Origin of the sequence: Vibrio sp. Hep-1b-8 (genome assembly GCF_006124995.1) — a bacterium.
In the GTDB taxonomy this organism is placed as follows: Bacteria; Pseudomonadota; Gammaproteobacteria; order Enterobacterales; family Vibrionaceae; genus Vibrio.
The window spans coordinates 1-17,296 of record NZ_QEWN01000021.1 but is presented as its reverse complement, the minus strand read 5'-3'; the positions used below and the strand labels follow the sequence as shown (position 1 = coordinate 17,296).

17 protein-coding genes and 3 pseudogenes are annotated in these 17,296 nt (G+C 44.6%); 2 read left to right on the top strand and 18 right to left on the bottom strand.

The features are described 5' to 3' along the window. Positions 1–435: 435 nt before the first annotated feature. A complete protein-coding gene (locus DA100_RS05875) occupies positions 436–660 on the bottom strand; it encodes a hypothetical protein (RefSeq protein WP_138971340.1) in 225 nt (74 codons plus the stop codon). A gap of 247 nt (positions 661–907) precedes the next feature. Here DA100_RS05875 and DA100_RS21250 point away from each other — a divergent pair. Further along, positions 908–1,009 (top strand): annotated as a pseudogene (locus tag DA100_RS21250) (patatin family protein); the annotation flags it as partial. A gap of 4 nt (positions 1,010–1,013) precedes the next feature. On the opposite strand, the pseudogene DA100_RS05865 reads toward DA100_RS21250, so the two are convergent. The 8 genes and pseudogenes from DA100_RS05865 to DA100_RS05830 all read right to left on the bottom strand — a co-directional run bounded on the left by DA100_RS05865 (position 1,014) and on the right by DA100_RS05830 (position 7,545). Further along, a pseudogene (locus tag DA100_RS05865) lies at positions 1,014–1,312 on the bottom strand (hypothetical protein). 91 nt (positions 1,313–1,403) lie between these two features. Continuing rightward, complete coding sequence (locus DA100_RS05860; RefSeq protein WP_138971339.1) at positions 1,404–1,598, bottom strand: DOPA 4,5-dioxygenase family protein; 195 nt, start codon at positions 1,596–1,598, stop codon at positions 1,404–1,406. A 53-nt stretch (positions 1,599–1,651) separates the two neighbouring features. Further along, positions 1,652–2,290, bottom strand: a complete 639-nt coding sequence (locus DA100_RS05855; RefSeq protein ID WP_138971338.1) for a response regulator transcription factor — start codon at positions 2,288–2,290, stop codon at positions 1,652–1,654. Beyond that, complete coding sequence (locus DA100_RS05850) at positions 2,283–3,644, bottom strand: cache domain-containing protein (RefSeq protein ID WP_138971337.1); 1,362 nt, start codon at positions 3,642–3,644, stop codon at positions 2,283–2,285. The genes DA100_RS05855 and DA100_RS05850 overlap by 8 nt, the downstream gene beginning before the upstream one ends. Positions 3,645–3,737: 93 nt before the next feature. Then, entirely contained in the window at positions 3,738–5,021 is a 1,284-nt protein-coding gene (locus DA100_RS05845; RefSeq protein ID WP_138971336.1) for a TRAP transporter large permease subunit, read from the bottom strand. Between the two features lie 12 nt (positions 5,022–5,033). Next, on the bottom strand, positions 5,034–5,567 hold the full coding sequence (locus DA100_RS05840; RefSeq protein ID WP_138971335.1) for a TRAP transporter small permease subunit: 534 nt from the start codon (positions 5,565–5,567) through the stop codon (positions 5,034–5,036). A gap of 115 nt (positions 5,568–5,682) precedes the next feature. Continuing rightward, entirely contained in the window at positions 5,683–6,771 is a 1,089-nt protein-coding gene (locus DA100_RS05835) for a TRAP transporter substrate-binding protein (RefSeq protein WP_138971334.1), read from the bottom strand. A gap of 396 nt (positions 6,772–7,167) precedes the next feature. Beyond that, positions 7,168–7,545 carry a MarR family transcriptional regulator gene (locus tag DA100_RS05830; RefSeq protein WP_138971333.1) on the bottom strand — a complete coding sequence of 126 codons (378 nt, stop codon included), beginning with the start codon at positions 7,543–7,545 and terminating at the stop codon, positions 7,168–7,170. Between the two features lie 219 nt (positions 7,546–7,764). On the opposite strand from DA100_RS05830, the gene DA100_RS05825 reads away from it, so the two are divergent. Beyond that, complete coding sequence (locus DA100_RS05825; protein WP_138971332.1) at positions 7,765–8,433, top strand: DUF2982 domain-containing protein; 669 nt, start codon at positions 7,765–7,767, stop codon at positions 8,431–8,433. Between the two features lie 69 nt (positions 8,434–8,502). Here DA100_RS05825 and DA100_RS05820 read toward each other — a convergent pair whose 3' ends face one another. The 9 genes and pseudogenes from DA100_RS05820 to DA100_RS05780 all read right to left on the bottom strand — a co-directional run. Next, positions 8,503–9,159, bottom strand: a complete 657-nt coding sequence (locus DA100_RS05820; RefSeq protein ID WP_138971331.1) for an MBL fold metallo-hydrolase — start codon at positions 9,157–9,159, stop codon at positions 8,503–8,505. Between the two features lie 89 nt (positions 9,160–9,248). Then, the gene (locus DA100_RS05815; protein WP_138971330.1) at positions 9,249–9,791 is read right to left on the bottom strand and encodes a DUF882 domain-containing protein; all 543 of its coding nucleotides are present in this window, start codon (positions 9,789–9,791) and stop codon (positions 9,249–9,251) included. Between the two features lie 184 nt (positions 9,792–9,975). After that, entirely contained in the window at positions 9,976–11,529 is a 1,554-nt protein-coding gene (locus tag DA100_RS05810) for a L,D-transpeptidase family protein (RefSeq protein WP_138971329.1), read from the bottom strand. Between the two features lie 102 nt (positions 11,530–11,631). Beyond that, entirely contained in the window at positions 11,632–12,711 is a 1,080-nt protein-coding gene (locus DA100_RS05805) for a DUF1513 domain-containing protein (protein ID WP_138971328.1), read from the bottom strand. Beyond that, on the bottom strand, positions 12,701–13,732 hold the full coding sequence (locus tag DA100_RS05800) for an imelysin family protein (protein ID WP_138971327.1): 1,032 nt from the start codon (positions 13,730–13,732) through the stop codon (positions 12,701–12,703). The genes DA100_RS05805 and DA100_RS05800 overlap by 11 nt, the downstream gene beginning before the upstream one ends. A 9-nt stretch (positions 13,733–13,741) precedes the next feature. Further along, entirely contained in the window at positions 13,742–15,136 is a 1,395-nt protein-coding gene (locus DA100_RS05795) for a di-heme oxidoredictase family protein (protein WP_138971326.1), read from the bottom strand. Between the two features lie 122 nt (positions 15,137–15,258). After that, positions 15,259–16,521 carry an imelysin family protein gene (locus DA100_RS05790; protein WP_138971325.1) on the bottom strand — a complete coding sequence of 421 codons (1,263 nt, stop codon included), beginning with the start codon at positions 16,519–16,521 and terminating at the stop codon, positions 15,259–15,261. A gap of 176 nt (positions 16,522–16,697) precedes the next feature. Further along, positions 16,698–16,988, bottom strand: a pseudogene (gene tnpA / locus DA100_RS05785) (IS200/IS605 family transposase); the annotation flags it as partial. A gap of 17 nt (positions 16,989–17,005) precedes the next feature. Then, positions 17,006–17,296, bottom strand: a 291-nt coding sequence (locus DA100_RS05780; RefSeq protein WP_171052152.1) for a transposase, incomplete at its 5' end; no start/stop codon positions are given.

Below are 17,296 nucleotides of genomic sequence, written 5' to 3'. Positions count from 1 at the left end.
TACGACGATTAACTTTGAATAGGCAGACCTAATGCGAGGCATATCGCATACATAGCAAACAAATCTCACCTTTCATTGTCATCGATCAATGGTTGGAATCAATAGCAGTGAATTAGTCCAAATAAATGCAAATCAACAACAATAATCGTTGGATTCATAACTACACTACAGATATATAGCCTGAAAAATATAGTAAATACAGTATTGGAACCATTGAAATTCAGAAGAAAAATCAATGCCCCAATCAGAAATTGACGCAATTTATAGAACGACAGCTCGCCAAACTAAGATCATGGACTAGACTCAATAAAGGTATCAATGGCTGAATGCGCATTGCTTACCTATTATATCCATTACTTCCTGTTTGTGCGGTCGCTGTAAAGCGGCCATTTTTTTGCGCAAAAAAGCAGCCAGTTAGGCTGCTTCGGCGTTCAGTTAGTGTGTCGAGCTATCAGAGCGCTGACCAAACTCAGCTTGATGATAGATCTCAGCGAGACTCTTGTCTCTTCTCACTTTAGATTTGAGTTTTTTCGCAGCACTATTCTGCTGCTCTTGAGCTTTGAGCGCCTTTTCATGTGCTTTGGCTGATTGAATGAATTTTGGATCACACAAAGCCTGTTGACGTAGGCGGTTAACGCGTTCGATGGTTTCTGACAACATACTAGCCTCCTATACAACTGTATTTATAAACAGTATAGATACTCAATTCACTACGTCAAGAAAATACTGTATAAAAAAACAGGCACAACTTAAAGTCGCATAATGTATTGCTACACCTTGATAGATTGAAGCTATCACAACGATATAGACCATCCATTATCCTCCTGCGCTACAGCTGGTTAGACTCCGGTTATCGATCGTTTTGAGTTGAGGACATTATGAGAGCACTTGTTGTAGAAGGTGGCGCGATGAGGGGTATACGATGGGACGGAAACAAGGCGAAGAACACCTTGCGAGTCGACAAGGTGTTCATGGGTTAACAGCAGACAATTGTCACTTCTGTTTTTAGAGGATTAACGGGCAATATCGAGCAGGTTGTCTTTAACCCCGTTAACGCGGAACCATCCAGCAATACTGTAACGATCCGCGTTTGTAGGCAACATTTGACTGGAAATCCCATTGTAGGCTGTAACCACTGAATTTTGTCGCTACGAATCTTACGTTCTAGTGCCCTTTCTTCGTTACGTCCAATTCGAGCGTTTTTCCAATCTGCTGGAATACATTCCCTTAACTGTGCAACTTCATCTTCATTTAAAAAATCGTCCCATACATAATAACCGTGCGTAAACAACGCATCGATGAGTTGCTCCATTGCCAATTCTGCCCAATGATGAAATAAGTCAACGCTTTTACACAAGCGGCGCCATTGGAACAACTCAGGTTATTTACCGAATAGACAAGCCCTATTTGTCGAGAGCAAAAATCGTAAGATTCAGATCAATCGCATCGCCTAGCCAGTCGGCATAATCGGTGTGATCTTTTAAATCATCGCCCGTCACACCATGTATTAAGATTGAGTGACCGTTGCGTTGTTGATCTAACCAAGGAATGAGGTTGTTGAAATCTTTATCGGTAAAACTTACCGAAAAAATCGACATTTACCTTAACACTGCACTTCGCCACAGTCGCGCATACTTACGTTCATTACAAATCAGGCAACAATACCCTTCTCAAAAGCGTACTTAGCCAGCTCCGCCGTACTATGCAGGTCAAGCTTATGCTTTATATTCTGACGATGGGTTTCCACTGTTCGATAGCTAATGTTCAACAAAGAGGCAATTTCCTTACTACTCTTGCCTTCCGCCACCAACTTCAAAATCGCCTCTTCACGTCGGCTAAGTGGATTGGGTTTCTTACTACTCGGGATCACTTGTTGAGAAAACAAGGTCTGAGTTACTGATTCACAAAAGTAGGTCGATCCTTGATAGACTGTTTTAATCGCTTGGACCATTCGACGTGCACAGATTTCCTTGAGCATATAACCGACAGCTCCCACCTGCATCACTTTCATAATGTACTCACGATTGTCATGCATTGTGAGCATTAACACCTTTACATCAGGCATCTCTTCTTTGATTAGAGCTGTCGCATCAATCCCATTCATCAGTGGCATACTCACGTCCATCAATACAACGTCGGGCATTAAAGCTTTGACCACTGTTATCGCTTCCACACCGTTGCTGGCAGAACCAACCACCTCAATATCATCTTCAGTTTCTAAACGAGCGATAAATCCATCTAAAACAACTTGGTGATCATCGACAATCACCACTTTTATCGGTTTATCCATAAACTAATCCGTCCAATTCCAGTAACACAGTTATTTCCGTTCCGAACCCCGGCTCACTTTCTACTTCGAAGTCACCGCCAATAAATTCAACCCTTTCGCGCATATTTCTCAGCCCGATACCGCTTTTCCTAAGGGCGCTTCCGACATCAAAGCCAACGCCATCATCACGGATAATCAGTTGCAACATATTGCCCATTTGCTGCAGTATCACACTGACATTATTGGCATGTGAATGTTTTTCTATATTAGTCAGTGATTCCTGAGCCACACGGTATAACGTCGTTGCAGCATCGGATTGTAACTTACCAGGTTGAGTCGATAGTGACGCTTCGATTTCGACGCCAGAGTGTGATTTAAAATCGAGCAACAAACTATTAAGTGCGGCTTCCAAACCAATATCATCAAGGGCGCTAGGACGCAAGTTATGAGAAATATGGCGAACTTCATTAATTGCTGTGGTCAGCGACTGCTGAGACTTTTGAAGGTGTTGCTGCAATGCAGCATCGTCAATTTTGCTCGCCAGCAACTCCAAATGGCATTTGCTCGATACCAGAAGCTGATTGATGCCATCATGCAACTCCCGTGCTAAATGTTTCTTCTCATCCTCTTGGAACATCACTGTTTGGTGCGCTAGCTGTTTTAAGCTTCTATCAGCCAGTTTGTGTTCATGCAGATTAACCGCCAAGGTAATCACCACAATGACACCCACGGTAACCACCACAATCACAATTACTGAGAAAAAGGTCGTCTCTATATTGCGGTTAACTTCAGATTTCAGATTGGCGACTTCATAGGTGATATCTTCGATATAAAGCCCAGTGCCGACCATCCAATTCCATTTATCTAACCATGCGGCATAGCTTAACTTGGTGACATTTTCCCCTGTTGAAGGTTTTTGCCACAAATATTGATGAAAGCCGCCACCATTCTGTGCTTCAGCCAACAGCGCTTTAATCAGGTAGTCGCCATTCTTATCTCGAATATGCAATAGATTTTGTCCAACGAGGTCTGGCATAACAGGATGAACAAGATTGGTACCGCTTTCGTCGTAGGCAAAGAAATAACCGTCTTTATCTTTACCGTAGCGAAGCTTAGTCAAGACTTCTTTAACCTGTTGTTTCGCTGCTTCTTCTGGCAACTCTTCATCATTGTAGATGTGCGAAATCGCGTCAAACGCCAAGTCCACTTTGTCTTTAAGTGCCGTTTCTTTTGAACGAATCAGTCCATCTTCAAATATTTGGATCTCTTTCTCACCCAATGTTTTTGCTTGATGAATGGAGATCCAACTGGTCAAAGCCGTAACTAGGAGTAGTGGCAATAAGCTGAGTACAATCAGCTTGGCTTGTAGAGGCATTCCCTTCCCCCTTTAAAACAACATAGGTTGCTTACCCTAGTGGGCAAGCAACCTAACTTTAACAGGAGTTGTAGACTAACTGTAATTAAATGATCACATTCCGTAAAATTGTGGGAAGACAAGTAGGGTTATCAATACCGCGATTTGTATGCCGATGAATGGCATTACACCGCGATAGATATCTCTTGTCGTCACTCCTTTTGGCGCAACGCCTTTGAGATAAAACAGACTGAAACCAAAGGGTGGCGTCAAGAAGGATGTCTGTAAGTTCATCGCAATCAGAATCGCAAACCAAGTCATATTGATGCCAAGGATTTCTGCAACAGGCGCAAGAATCGGTACGATAATGAAACAGATTTCTACGAAGTCGATAAAGAAGCCGAGGATCAGAATAACCAGCATGGTAATGATGAGGAAGCCCCACTTCTCTCCAGGTAATTGCAGCATCCACTCTTCGACTAAATAGTCACCGCCAGTGTAAGTAAATGCCATAGAGAATGCAGTCGCACCCAACAAGATCGCAAATACCATCGCCGTCACTTTCACCGTCTCTTTTGACGCTTCGTAGACCATAGACCAACTGAACTGGCGGTATAGTAGAGCCAGTACGATAGCACCCGCACCACCTAGCGCCGCAGACTCTGTTGGTGTCGCGATGCCAGCAAAAATTGAACCTAACACGACAACGATTAGAGCGAGCGGCGGAACAACCGCTTTTAACGCTTTAATGACTTCCTCTTTGCGGCTGATATCACCATCACTCGGAATCGGTTGAGCCGCTTCTGGATTTAACTTGGCGTAAATCAAGATATAGACCACATACGCACCTACGAGGGCGAGACCAGGCCAAACCGCTGCTTGAAACAAGTCGCCTACAGGGACACCGAGCACATCACCCAATAGAATCAATACGATAGATGGCGGAATGATTTGTCCTAAAGTACCAGACGCACAGATGGTGCCGCATGCTAACCCTTTGTCGTAATTGTACTTGAGCATAACAGGGAGAGAGATTAAGCCCATTGCCACCACGGAAGCACCCACCACACCAGTAGACGCAGCAAGTAAGGCACCAACCAAAACGGTAGAAATCGCAATACCACCACGTACCCCACCGAACAGTTTGCCCATGGACTCAAGTAACTGTTCTGCTAGACGTGTTTTTTGCAGAACCAAGCCCATAAAAACAAACAGCGGAACGGCCATCAGAACCGTATTTTCCATTATCGACTGAACGCGGTAAGGCATAAAGGCAAACATATCCCAACCTTCAGCCCAAACACCAAAGATAAGAGCGATACCACCAAAGGTAAACGCGACAGGGAAGCCAAGTAGCAGAGCAAACAAGGCAACAAAAAACATTACAATACCAACCATTTTCCTGTCTCCTTACTTCTGTTTTTCTGCGTAGATTAGATGCGGGTTAACGATCTTGTTTAATGAATGAAGAAATAGACCAATACCGCTAATAGCCATGAACAAGAAAGACAATGGAATCATAGCCTTGATAATCCAGCGGTAAGGTAAGCCACCCGGATCGCCCGATGTTTCTCCCAGTGCGTAACTCTCTTTGGCGAAGTCGATACCGTAGTAAGTCACAAGGATACAAAATGGTAGTAAGAAAAAGAGTGTTCCAAGCATATCGATGATTGACTGAGCTTTATGAGACAAGCGCTCATAGAACAGGTCTACTCGAACATGGCCACCCGCTTTAATGGCATAAGGAATGCCGAGTAGGAAAACCGCTGAGAATAGATGCCATTCCATTTCCTGAAAGGCAATTGAAACATCATTAAAGGCATAGCGCATTACTACGTCATACACGACGTTAGCCAATAACAAAATGAACAATATACTTGATAACCATCCGAGGAAGTCACCAAAGCGATTAAATACTCGCTCGATATAAATTAGGCTTCTCATTCCCTACTCCATGGAATTTTGAATGTACGCCATGCTGATTGGCATGGCGTTTATTAGAGGTTTTTCTTGGGCTTAGCACCATGCGTGACACCGTCACGCATGGCAATTCTAATTATTATTGTGCTTGGCTGTTCAGGTAAGCACGGTGTGAAATATCTGTCCATGAACGAACTTGTTTTAGGTAATCTGCTTGAGATTTCTGAATCTCTTTCGCAAGGTCGTCAGACTCAGCATGCTTAGCCAGTAGACGGTCATTCGCTTCATGCAGTGCATTCATTACCTCAGGTGGGAAGTCTTTAACCTGAACATCAGGATATTCAGACTTGATAGAAACCCAGTTTTTGCCACTTTCGTGCGTTGCTTGCGTGTACATATCGTAAGCCGCTGTACGCATAGCCACACGTAGGATTTCTTGTAGATCTTCTGGCAATCCCTCCCATACACGTTTGTTCACTAGGAATTGAAGTTCTGAACCTGGCTCATGCCAACCCGTGTAGTAGTAAGGTGCAATTTTGTGGAAGCCCATACGTAGGTCTAGTGAAGGTCCAACCCATTCCAACGCATCAATCGTACGACGTTCAAGCGACGTGTACAGTTCACCAGGTGCGATGTTGGTTGGTTTTGCGCCCAATTCAGCTAAGATTTCACCAGCAAAACCTGGGATACGCATTTTAAGACCTTGCAAATCTTCGACTGAATTGATCTCTTTCTGGAACCAGCCGCCCATCTGAATATCAGTGTTACCACCAGGGAACGAGAGTAAGTTGTGAGGGGAATAGACTTTATCCATCAGTTCCATACCACCACCATGGTAGAACCACGCGTACTGCTCTGCTGGTGTCATACCGAAAGGCATAGAAGTGAAGTAAAGAGTGTTAGGTACTTTGCCTTTCCAGTAGTAAGAGCCTGAGTGACCCATGTCATATTGACCAGACTTAACCATATCGAAAATACCTAACGGCGCTTTGTGTTTGTTCGCTGAGTCGATACGAATTTGCAAACGGCCATTAGACATTTTCTCAGCCATTGCCGCCATATTCTTTGTTGCGTCACCAAACACTGGGAAATTTGGTCCCCAAGTTTCAGCAAGCTTTAAGCGATAAACTTTTTCAGCTGCGGATACTGAAGTCGACATAACCGCGAGAGCTGCTGCCATCGCCGTCACTTTTAATACTCTTTTTAGAGATTGTTTAATAAGACTCATGTTCACGTCCTTTGTTTAACGGTCATACCCATCTAGGTACCTTTTGTTTCACTTATAGATTGAGTCATCTATTAACAAGATAAAATCAGCGAGAACACTGATAAAATTTAACAGCGACACGTAAAATTCGACTAAAGAATTACGTATTAATACGTAGCCAAAAGTCCATAAACAAATAAATACCTTTAAAAACATAGTATTAAATTGAGGCATCAACTCAGCACTATGAGGATATACTTAGTAAGTCGTACGCGATAGAAAATAAATATATTGATAAAAAGTGTGACTTGGACAGATAAAATTACCACTAGATATGAAAAAGCCCCGACATAAGTCGAGGCTAATACACATTAATCAGCAAAGCACTTAGGCTTGCAGTGATTTTTCCAGCGGCAATTAAACTGCTTTATAAATAACTTTGTTGCCCGCTAGTTGCTCTTTGACTACTAGATTTTCTTCTAATAGTTTCTTCAGCGCACCCGTTGCCCAAGATGCTGCTTTAGCATCGTCTTGACCCGCTGCCAGACCGATACCTTTAGGGTTGATGCCTTCTGCGTTGCTAACAACGATTTCTAGAACTTGTTGCTGCTTTGGAGTAAGCGCAACGTCAGTTGTTGCTGTTGCAGCAACGACTACTTTCTCCGCTGCTGGTTTTACAGCTACTTTCTTCTCAACTGCAGGCTTAGCTTTCTTTGTTGCTTGTACATTTGCAACTGTCGCTTTGATGCGTTTTTGCAGTTTTGCCTGCACTTTGCGCTTGTGAGCAAGTCTCATCGAGTATCTCTCCATTTCACTGCATACGGAGCAGTGGTGAAAATTTGAAGCGCGATTTATACCAAAATTTTGCACCCATTTACAGAGCATGGGGGGTTTTATGCCACAAAAATGCGCGATATGCTTGGATCAGACTACAATTTAATCAGTCTCTCCAGTGATCAAATTCGTCACTACTGAGTATATAAACAGAGGTATTACACTTACGGGTTGTGGAATATGCAAACGGTACACTTAACCAATCACCCTTTCCTCATTTCACCGATTACGAGTCGCTGGTTAGTCGGACTTTTTGTCATCGGCTTCCTGTTTCTTATGCTCTATGCACCAGGATGGCAACAAGCCGTTTTAACCGTGATTGCGGTTCTTTGTCTGCTCGGATTCGGCTACTTGTTAGTGCTAAAAAGTACCGTTCAATTTACCCTGACAGCCAGTCACTTTCAGCAACACCTGTTTAAAGGTGGCTGGGTACTCAAGTGGAACAACATTCAAAAGATAGGTATCTGCCATTATGATCAGGAGGGATGGCAACAGCCTCTTCCTTGGATTGGAATTAAGATTAAAAACTACTCCCCTTACTTAGAGAGCATATGCCCGCGAATAGCGACTGAAATTCTGCTCAGTCAACGCGCCCTGCTCTATCTGGGCGCTCGCCAGCATCATCAAAGTGAACGTTTTGAAGAGATCGTTTTAGACTCACAATCTTATCGAAACTCAAGTGGTAAGGAATTTAAGGGATTGCAAGCGATGTTAGCTAATCGAATGAGATATCAGCGTGAGTATTTCGATTACGATATTTTTATCTCAGCAAATGACCTTGATAGAGATGCCAAAGACTTTGTCGGCCTTGCTCGACGTTATTTAGCCGCTGCCGATCCTGAGGAGTAATGGAATGGCTAGTCGGCAATCTCCTGCCCATTAAAAAGGTCGCATAAGCGACCTTTTCTGTGTATTCCGTTAGTAAAGAGGCATTTCATCCGCAACGAATGGATTCGAAGCGCGTTCACGACCAAACGTTGACTCTGGCCCATGACCAGGGACAAAGCACACATCGTTACCTAGTGGCCATAGCTTGCTCTTAATCGAGTTAATTAGGGTATCAAAATCCCCTTTCGGGAAATCGGTACGCCCCACAGAACCATTGAACAGAACATCACCAACAAAAGCCAGTTTCGCTTCTTCGCTGTAAAGCACAACATGGCCCGGAGTGTGTCCCGGAGTGTGAATGACATTCATAACCTGTTGACCAAACACAATTTTATCGCCGTCATTAAGCCATTGATTTGGCTCAAACGCTTGAGTCAAAGGGAAACCAAACATTTGGCTCTGGCCTTCAAGACCTTGTAGCCAAAAGTTATCATCTTTATGCGGACCAACGATTTCTACACCGCCTAGCTCATCAGCCAACGGTTCTGTACCGCCAACATGATCTAAGTGACCATGGGTCAAAACAAGGTTAACCACTTTGACACCAAGTTCTTTGATTAGCATCGCGAGCTGTTTCACGTCGCCGCCTGGATCAACAACGATACCTTCCATTGTTTGGTCACACCAAACAATAGAGCAGTTTTGAGAAAACGAAGTGACAGGAACGACTTGATACTTAAGTGACATAAATAAACCTTGATAAACGTCTTAACTCGCTGAACTATGACATTTGCCAAGCGCTTTGACAACACTCGACCCGCGCCCTAGTGATAAAGCTATGACCAATAGCGAACTGGACCAGTGTCAATATGAACAAAATTACTACTTGGATAGTAACCTACGCCACCAAGTTGTAGCTCTCTAGAAACGTCTCGCACGCGCTTCAGACTGACACCGTCAAGACGAAAATCTATCGCTTGACCCAGCATATGATAGCTCTTCTTTGCCACACCCTTTGACTTACCGCGCAATGATTCATTCGTCGCTGGAGAGCGGTAGCCTGAGATAATCTGAACTTCAGCTTCGACACTTAGCGCTTTCTGAATCAAGCTAATGTGATCGAACAGTTTCTTATCCATTGGATAGACTTCGTCACGTCTAAAATCGCGGCAAAGGTGATTCAGTCGGTTAAGTTCTCGTGAAACGTAACGGGTACCATCAAAGTAACATGTTTCAAGCGCTTCTCGTGTATGGAGGTTTGTCAGTGCAAGAGTTCGAGGTTGATCTGGGTATTTCGCCAAAGCGATACTAGGAATACAACTCGCTACTACCAAACCACTTCCGGCCAGCTTAATAAAATCTCGTCGGGATAATGCCACTTTCAAATACCTTCACAATAATTGTTGCTCTAACGTGTCGACTGGTGACACTACCTAACTCTGTTGTGAAGTGCAAATGCATAAAACGTGCTCAAGGTGGCACTTGAGCACGATCTTTTTGCTTAATTGTTGAACCTATTGATAAAAATAGTTTCGAATTGCCTCGGTAAAGGTTTGGTCAAGTTTATCCCTTTGTGTAACTAAATCTGTCGAGGCGGTAAATGTCTTCCCTGTAGTGGACATTGCCTTCCTCATACCATGCCGTTTGGTAAATGATATGGACTGGTATACGATTTTTGAGAGGGATCGACTGATTGGGTCTCGGTGTCTGTTGAGCTTGTTCATCCATCACTAAACCCTGTGTTTGCAGTAAGGTATCCGCAAACACATCAGCGTTCTCAACTCGAATACATCCTGAGCTAAACGCTCGTTGTGTTTCAGCAAACAGGTTTTTACTTGGTGTATCGTGCAGATATATCGCTCGTCGATTAGGCGTATTAAATTTATAAAGGCCTAACGCGTTAGCGCGCCCTGAAAGCTGCGTCATACGATAAGGAAACGTCTCTGGCTTGAGGTTCTCCCAGTCAATATCGTTTGGGTCTATCACTTCTTGTGAGCCCCATTTGGGAATAATCTGGATATTATGATTGACGAGATAATCCCTGTCCTGCTGCACTTTCGGGATAATATCTTCCACCATGATTTTCCAAGGGACATTCCAGGTAGGATTGAGAATCAAGGAATCTAACTTCGTCATCATTAGGGGTGTTGGACGAGCCTTTTTACCCACCACTACTTTTGATTCGAATACCGTTTGTCCCGAATTCCAGTATTTCATTTGGAAGCTCGGCACATTGACCACGATAATCGTGTCTCGTTCTGCTGGCCAGTAACGAATACGCTCAGCGTTAATCGCTAAAATGGCTAGCCGCTTCTCGATCGGTAAGTTAATCCACTTAATGGTTTCTGGACCAATTATGCCGTCTGCCTTTAAGCCATGTAGTCGCTGAAACTCTTTCACCGCATTTTCTAGTGAACGGTCATACCAACTCACGTCCTTGCGTACATCCAAGAGGTTAACGTCGACTATTTCTAGCCTTTGAAGCAGTACATCCCGATTGTCCAGCTTATCTCCAACCTTAACCAAACCTGACTGTCGATACACTGGCGTATCGATTTTTTGGTATTTGACCATATGCAGGTAAGTGTCAACGAGATCCTGATAACCTGAAGAGTCAGGAGTATACGCTTCGATCAACTCACCCAGTTGCTGCTGCCCAATCGCTCTGTGGGTAGCAATTAGTGCACTGTTGGGAGGAAGAGGCAGAGGTTGCGTCATTTTGCGTTCAAAGAACCAGTCTTGCCCACGAGTCTTCGCCACTTCGGCATAACTCATGTAAAGCAGTAAGGTATCGGTCGCAAGTAAGTCATACTCGTACCAGCGATTGCTCTTGCGGTAAAACTGCAAATAGCTTAGCTGACGGGAAAACAACGCGCTAAAGCCAGCGAGATCGATGACTTCTAGCTGAAACTCTAACTTGCTACTTTGTTGCAGATCGAACCAGATCATCTGATCGTTGTTATTGCGGTAAATATCTTCAACCACAGCAGGGTATTGCAACAATCGGTGCAGTTGACTGTCCGACTTCAACCATCCTATCTGATTAAAATAAGGGGCAGATAGCACCGCTGAAGGAGTCAGACACAATAATATCAACCAATAAGCCCATCTTCGCATTGTCACATCCCTGCCATACGTTTAGGTAAAGTATGGCAGAGATGAAAGCGCTCGGTATGACTTGTTTTTAAGACTGACGGGAGTGTCTAAGTTTTTCAGAAATTAGCCGCTCAGTTTCGCCCAATGGTTGTCCCACTGCACACCAGATTGCACGATCTCCTTAGCGCCTGGCGCGGACTGGCTAATCACACCACCGCTACCTGAGCTCACTTTAAACTGATCACTTTCAACGACGACTCCAGAGGCATCAGGCAGTGGAGCCAACTCAACCAGCTGGTGCGTCTCTTTCGACCAGATGCCGTAGCAGTTGCCGCGAGGAGAAGTCGCTAAAATCCACTCTTGCGTTGCCGCGATACTCGCAATGTAATGATCAAAGCGAGCCCACTGCTCAGGCTCTGCTTGTAACGGCACAAGCTCTCCTCCCACTTTATGCATAGCCAACAGCGAAGGATATTCATCCGCCTCACCTCGGTACTGCTGCCCACACAGTACCGTGTCTGAACCATCGTGGGCCAAATGTCGGATACTGAGTTTGTGGTCGCTCAGTCCCACTTGCTCAATAAGCTCGCCATTGTGATTTAAGTAACTCAGACTCGGCATCATTGTAGCCAAGTTGAGCGGCTCACGCCCATTAGTGTGCACCCCGCCGACACCGATAACCAAGATATCATTTGGCATCACGATCACTTCATGAGGGCCGACGCCAAACCCGCTAAACTCAGCGACTTTTTTGTAACCTGCAGCAACATCATAAATACCAATAATGCCTCGGCTGGTACCACGCTCACCTTCAGTGGCATATAACCACTGCCCGTCATTTGAGTAGACACCATGTCCGTAATAATGACGGTTGCTGTCCGCAGCTCTCAGTTTGATCACATCACCGGTCTGAAAGTCAAACACCTGAAAGAAGGTCCCTGGCCGACGTCCAAAGGCCACGGCGTGATTCAGTTGCGCTAAAGTGGCGACACCGTGCCCTCTTTGCGGGAGGGATACTGAGTGGATTGGCATACCATATGAATCTGCAACCACTGCACTGTAACGATCTCGACCTGCAATTGCGCACCCAACCAGAGAGGGTTGCTTCATTTTCGGTTTGGTAGAAACACATCCAACAAGCGGATAAGCCGCTGCAAATAGAGCCGCCTTTAGCAATTTACGACGAGTACTATCAGTCACCATCAGTTGCGTTGAATCCTATAATTACGCCTAGTTCAATCGCGACTTCTTCATGAATCAGATATTGCAATTGCTCTAGTTTATTGTATTGAGAGTAGGCGTTTTGGTAGCCTTGCTTGGTTTGCAACATATCGAACAAGCTCATGTCCGTTGGCCAAGTCTCAATGGTCATTGCAAACTGATTAGCCACTCGATCGGCAAGATCCGATTTGTCTTGCTGACGCAGTATGGCATCCAGTCCATTGCCCTCGGAAAAATAGAGTTTTTCTATCGCTACTATATTGGCACGAAGGTTTTGCATCGATGTTTTAGAGCGCCAAGACTCTGAAAAATATGGGCGAGGTTGACCAAAATTCGCCAGCGGGCGGCTCATTTTTTTCATGCTGTATTCGAGCTGGTTAGACAGCAGCGCAATATACTCTGATTGCCATTGCTGCTCGTTAAGCTCAACCCATGGGTTCAACGTCCATGCGTCAGCAATTTTATTGGCATTACTTTGAAGATTTTCTGCAATCGACGTCGCGGTCTGACAAGTTCGAGGATTCCCCTTCAAATCAGAGGCTTGATCAAACACTAACCATTCGACTGAACCTAGTCCCTGAACGGTAACACTCTGAAGCGCAATCGCTTGCGCTGACCAAGCATTAGGCTGCTTAATCAATGCACTCATTTTAAGCCCAGTGGTATTTTTTTTGTCGGGCCAAAACTGTACGTTCCAGCTTTGGGCCAAAGCCGCTTCTGGGCCACGCTCTTGTCCTTGGAGCGCCATCCAACTCAGCATAGTCTGATGCCATTGAGATTTGACTGCTTCAATATCTGTGGTCGAAGCACAATAGCTTGATATCGAGTCAGTGAGCTTATCGGCCTCTGTTCTAAACTTCTGCGCAGACATAAACTCGACTTGATAAACGGCCTGACTATAGTGATCAGTCAGTTGAGGCTGATTTGCATCATTTCCAATACTTTGGCACCCCAAGAGTGACAACGAAAATGATGAGGCTAAAACAAGCTTGGTATAGTTCATCGGTAATTCCTATAGCGAGTTAAGAAATGCAATCAGTGCATCTCGTTCTGTCTGATTAAACTGCAACACCTTCTGTTTTGCGGCTTCAGCTTCTCCGCCATGCCACAGTACTGCTTCCATCAGGTTACGTGCACGTCCGTCATGCAGAAAATAAGTGTGGCCATTGACTTCTTTGGTATAACCAATACCCCATAGAGGTTGTGTTCTCCACTCCTGCCCATTCGCCAGATATTCTGGGCGATTGTCAGCAAGCCCTGGCCCCATATCATGCAGTAACATGTCAGTGTATGGGTGAATGGTTTGGTTAGACAACGATGGCAGTTCTTCGCGTGTTGCCGTCTTTACATTGGTTTTATGACAGCTTTCACAACCCACTTTTGCAAACAATTGTTGCCCTAATTTAACTTCCGGCTTGTTGATATTACGTCTTGCTGGGACCGCTAAGTGCTGTGAATAGAACTCTACGAAATCAAGAATGTTATCACTGACCTCAGGTGAACCACCGTTAGGTAACTCGCGACAAAGTGTCTGCTTAGCAGTACAGTTCTCATTTGGAAATAGCGAGCTAGTTAGACCCACGTCGCCGTTAAAAGCCGCAGCATTCTGCTGCATTAAGTTCGGCTGTCCCGCTTTCCAGCCAAATCGACCGATAGCAAAATCATTGCCACGAACGTCCCAGACGATATTCAGTTTTCCTGAGATACCATCTCCGTCCTTGTCTTGCTCATCTGCCCATGCTTTTAGTGTTGCAGCAGGAATACTTTCTAGCAATCCAAGACCTATCATTGGCGGCGCAACACGAGCAGACATTTGCGTTTGTGGGTGCATCTCTCCGTAACCCAACTCAACAATCGATAAATTCGGTTTGCGCAATGACACGCGTGTTCCGTCAGCAAAAGTCACCGGAACCTCTTGGTATGTAATTCTTATTTGGCCTTCCACCGTTTGATCTTGCAGAGCAAAGTCTTGTAGTTGACCACCATAAGTTGGCTCTGGAATAGTGCCATCTTTGATATACGCCTTTTTCTGCTCAGCAGTCATTGGCGGAATACTTAATCGCACCAACATCGAGACCGCGTGAAGATCATTGGCCTCTGGCGGATGACCTCGCCCATCTTTAATGTGACAGTTTTGGCACCCATTTGTATTAAACAGCGGCCCTAACCCATCACGTGCATCGGTAGACGCTGGAGCCTGAACCCAAGGGTTACGGAAAAAACTGTTTCCGACACTAAAGTCCAGACGTTTTGACATAGGCAAATTGCCCGCTGGCAGCGAGAACGCATTGGGGCCTTCTTTCTCGACCGTTGTTTTGCCTCCCGACGTGACATCATAAGCAAAGGATGACATGGAGGTGCTAAGCATTAGCAAACAGGTTAAAACTGGTTTCAAGTACAACTTCATTCTGATAGCTCTCATAAGGCGCTATAACCGCACAGATTAAATGGGAATAATTCTCAAAAACACATTAGATAAAAAACGGCAAAAGGGCTCTAATGAGCCCTTCGGTTTAAGTCATCGAGCGATTAAAACTCGTGATCTGCGGTGTCTGGATTCAAACTCGTGATACCGACAATTTTTGCCGCTCGTTCAATTTGAGCTGTCTGCGTCACTAGCGACATGATGGTTTCATTGACCAATGCGTTACCTTGCGTGTTACCAGCAGCAATCAACTGGTCAAAGAACTGGTTGTTCTTTTCAGCAGAAGTCACTAACTGACCCACTTGTGCACGAGTGACATCAAATTGCTTTTGAATCTCTTTGGCTGCCTGTTTGTCTTTCTGAGCAACAAGTTCGTGAATACTAGGACCAGCTAACAATGTACCGTCTTGACGCTGGTATGTGCCAGTGTAGACGTTGTAGATGCCTTGCTCATTGTAGTAGTGTGAATTGTGCGTATTGTCCGAGAAACAGTCGTGCTCATCTTCCGTTGAGTTGGCTTCTAGAGCAACTTTCATACGCTCACCAGCCAATTCGCCAAGAGAAAGTGACCCCATACCAAACAACATTTTACGCAACCCTTTATCTGCGGAATCGTTGATCAACTCTTCACGATAGTTGCCTTTAACATCCGCTGACCACTGATTTTCCATCCACTCTAAGTCCTGAACGAGTAACTCAGCGGCGGCTTTTAGATAGTCACCACGACGTTCACAGTTGCCGTTGGTACAGTTTTCACCGACCACAAAATCTGTGTATGCACGCGCACCTGCTCCTGCATTAGTTCCGTTTAAATCTTGCCCCCAAAGAAGGAACTCAATCGCATGGTAACCAGATGCGACGTTCGCTTCCGAACCACCGACTTCGTTTAGATCAGCAATCAGCTCTGGTGTAATTTTCGCTACATCTAACCTTGTTGCACCGATCGTTAGCTGCTTATTAGCAACGATGTTGGCATTTGCGCCTTCATTACCCAGTTCGTATTGGTATTCAGGTGATACGTAGTCAATGAGGCCCTCATCCAGCGGCCACGCATTTAGCTGACCTTCCCAATCATCGACAACAGCGTTACCAAAACGGAAAACTTCAGACTGTTGGTATGGAACGCGAGACTCAAGCCAAGCTTGTTTTACTTGCTGGAATTTTTCGGCCGTTGGGTTAGCCAGAAAGACTTCGATCGACTTCTCTAGCGATTGCGCTGTAGTCAGTGAATCGGCAAACACAGCATGAGCAACGTCAGCATAGTGCTCAACAACTTGTTCTTTGGTTACATTTGCTGCGAATACTGAGCCACTTGCCATCAGTAACGACGCTGCGACTGATTGAGCCAATAGAGATTTTACATTCATTTGAAAAGCATCCTTGTTGAGCTTAATAATTATTCTTTATTGCTAGTGCTAATTATTATCATTTGTACTACTGGATGCAAATAATACAAAGTTACAATTTTTTTGCAAGTAGCAAGTAAATTACCACCTTCTAAAGAAGGTGGCTTTGTGTGAGCCCCCTAAAAGGGGGCCTTTGTTTAATCCAACGCCAACTGGTGCTGCTCTACTCGCTCTTGCTTCTCTTGATGTCTTACATATCGGCGTATGATTTCTTCATTGATTCCAACACTATCGACAAAATAGCCTCTTTGCCAAAAGTGATTACCCCAAAGCCTGTTCTTCCTAAGATGAGGAAACTTACTAAATAGCTTTAAGGCTATTTTGCCTTTCAATACCCCCATCAACTTGGATATCGATAGCTTTGGTGGAATCTTTACTACTAAATGCACGTGGTCAACTTGTATGTTTAACTCTACTACTTCACATCCAAGTTGATTATACCCAATCAACTTGAAAATGCAGGCTTGAGTACCTGAAAATTATCATTGATTCGAGACGTCAGTGAACCTGCGATCTCTGGAAGAGTCACAGTAAAAAATTGATCGATGGCTTCCTTGAAGTCTCGTTTATTTTTGAAGTAAACGTTATTCCTCGACTGCTCGTTCATTACCTTCCAAAGCCGCTCAATTGGGTTGAGGTTTGGACTGTAAGGTGGAAGATAATGTAGTTCGATATTTAGGACAAACGCTGCATCTTTGACTAAGTCACTGCGGTGATATCCCGCACCATCTAAGAT

Bases quoted from the DNA above. Each gene is read 5' to 3' on its own strand.
- DA100_RS05830 (WP_138971333.1), bottom strand. From the start codon at position 7,545: ATGAGACTTGCTCACAAGCGCAAAGTGCAGGCAAAACTGCAAAAACGC.
- DA100_RS05810 (WP_138971329.1), bottom strand. From the start codon at position 11,529: ATGCGAAGATGGGCTTATTGGTTGATATTATTGTGTCTGACTCCTTCA.
- DA100_RS05860 (WP_138971339.1), bottom strand. From the start codon at position 1,598: ATGTCGATTTTTTCGGTAAGTTTTACCGATAAAGATTTCAACAACCTC.
- DA100_RS05820 (WP_138971331.1), bottom strand. From the start codon at position 9,159: ATGTCACTTAAGTATCAAGTCGTTCCTGTCACTTCGTTTTCTCAAAAC.
- DA100_RS05855 (WP_138971338.1), bottom strand. From the start codon at position 2,290: ATGGATAAACCGATAAAAGTGGTGATTGTCGATGATCACCAAGTTGTT.
- DA100_RS05840 (WP_138971335.1), bottom strand. From the start codon at position 5,567: ATGAGAAGCCTAATTTATATCGAGCGAGTATTTAATCGCTTTGGTGAC.
- DA100_RS05835 (WP_138971334.1), bottom strand. From the start codon at position 6,771: ATGAGTCTTATTAAACAATCTCTAAAAAGAGTATTAAAAGTGACGGCG.
- DA100_RS05825 (WP_138971332.1), top strand. From the start codon at position 7,765: ATGCAAACGGTACACTTAACCAATCACCCTTTCCTCATTTCACCGATT.
- DA100_RS05805 (WP_138971328.1), bottom strand. From the start codon at position 12,711: ATGGTGACTGATAGTACTCGTCGTAAATTGCTAAAGGCGGCTCTATTT.
- DA100_RS05845 (WP_138971336.1), bottom strand. From the start codon at position 5,021: ATGGTTGGTATTGTAATGTTTTTTGTTGCCTTGTTTGCTCTGCTACTT.
- DA100_RS05795 (WP_138971326.1), bottom strand. From the start codon at position 15,136: ATGAAGTTGTACTTGAAACCAGTTTTAACCTGTTTGCTAATGCTTAGC.
- DA100_RS05800 (WP_138971327.1), bottom strand. From the start codon at position 13,732: ATGAACTATACCAAGCTTGTTTTAGCCTCATCATTTTCGTTGTCACTC.
- DA100_RS05850 (WP_138971337.1), bottom strand. From the start codon at position 3,644: ATGCCTCTACAAGCCAAGCTGATTGTACTCAGCTTATTGCCACTACTC.
- DA100_RS05875 (WP_138971340.1), bottom strand. From the start codon at position 660: ATGTTGTCAGAAACCATCGAACGCGTTAACCGCCTACGTCAACAGGCT.
- DA100_RS05790 (WP_138971325.1), bottom strand. From the start codon at position 16,521: ATGAATGTAAAATCTCTATTGGCTCAATCAGTCGCAGCGTCGTTACTG.